Source organism: Riemerella anatipestifer, assembly GCF_009663465.1.
Taxonomy (GTDB): domain Bacteria; phylum Bacteroidota; class Bacteroidia; order Flavobacteriales; family Weeksellaceae; genus Riemerella; species Riemerella anatipestifer_C.
In genome coordinates this window covers 1-1,009 of record NZ_QXHU01000016.1, presented here as the reverse complement: position 1 = coordinate 1,009, position 1,009 = coordinate 1, and the positions used below count along the sequence as shown (strand labels likewise).

1 pseudogene is annotated in these 1,009 nt (G+C 42.2%); it reads right to left on the bottom strand.

The window, feature by feature from the left end:
* A pseudogene (locus D1003_RS10915) lies at positions 1-805 on the bottom strand (hypothetical protein); the annotation flags it as partial.
* Between the last annotated feature and the right edge of the window lie 204 nt (positions 806-1,009).

Here is a 1,009-nt window from a genome sequence, read left to right as displayed (position 1 = left end):
CATAGCAACGGTCAGGAACGCCTGTAATCGTTTGCACTTTGAGCGTGGTAGTACTGCTCCCATTTAGGCTAATGATGTAAGCATTCGCATTGCCAATAGCATTGCGATATATCCCATCTTCTGGGTCTAAGGCAGGGTAGTAAGTAGCCCCACTCACATTCTTTAGTTTAGCGGATATAGTACCCGATGCCCCTGCAAAATTACCCGCTGGATAGTACAGCTTAAAGTCTTGCATATAGCCACTCCCATTTTTTAGGGCTAAGGTTTGCTCGTAAGCGGTATAAGCTCCATTAGTGGGCGATGCACTGCTGTAAGGGATATTTACTGTAATTTCTGCTCCGTTGGCTATGCCTGTTTCTTGTAAGTTGCTCCCTTGTACCAAGTAGTCTTTACCATTGTGTTTAAAGACCACTAGCTTAACATCTTGTACTGCTCCTAGAGCGGCGGTAGCTGGGGCAGAGGGATTACTCACTTCACTGCCTGCATTCGTGTTAGTGTTAGTACAAGTCCACTCGTGTACTCCATTGATAAGACCTTTGTACATTTCTATACAATTTTTGTCCTTATTGTATATTAGAGTCCCCTTTTTGGTATTAGATGAAAAGGCAAGGCGTTCCGCCGTAGTCAATTCAGGGAATAATACCCCTTGTGGCTTATCTGCTGGCATCGTAGGACTTACTGCCACCTTAGAAATGTCTAGAGTGGCTTGGGGCGTAGTGGTATTGATGCCCACTCTGCTTCTGTAATCATCTTGGGCGTTCAGCACTAAGGGCAGAAATACCGCACATAATAAAATCTTTTTCATAATGTTTAAGGTTTATAGTTGTTAAGTTGTGAAATTGTTAAATTGTAAAAAAGTTTAAAGAGCTGAAGCTGTTCAAGGTTCTATGTTTAAGGGGTAAGGGGTATGTACGCTTATTCAACTTTAAACATTGAATACTTGAACCTTGAACTAAAGCTCTTTGAACTAAATGAAAAAACGCCTTCCGCAAACGCCCTATACAAAGGC